Origin of the sequence: Paraburkholderia sp. BR10923, assembly GCF_040948765.1 — a bacterium.
GTDB classification, from domain to species: Bacteria; Pseudomonadota; Gammaproteobacteria; order Burkholderiales; family Burkholderiaceae; genus Paraburkholderia; species Paraburkholderia youngii.
In genome coordinates this window covers 1-234 of the sequence record NZ_JBFPKO010000253.1, presented here as the reverse complement: position 1 = coordinate 234, position 234 = coordinate 1, and the positions used below count along the sequence as shown (strand labels likewise).

General features: G+C 68.4%; 1 pseudogene. It reads left to right on the top strand.

The features are described 5' to 3' along the window. A pseudogene (locus AB3X94_RS42360) lies at positions 1-234 on the top strand (hypothetical protein); the annotation flags it as partial.

Here is a 234-nt window from a genome sequence, read left to right as displayed (position 1 = left end):
CGTCCGGAACTGAGCGCGCAGCGGTTCATGGCCGATCCGTTCAGTGCGCAGCCGGGCGCTCGGATTTATCGCACGGGGGACCTGGCGCGGTACCTGCCGGATGTCAATCTGTAGTTTCTGGGGCGCACCGACGAGCAGGTCAAGATCCGGGGCTTTCGCATCGAGCCGGGCGAGGTGGCCGCGCACCTGTGCGCACATGCATGGGTGCGCGAGGCGGTGGTGGTGGCGCGCGAG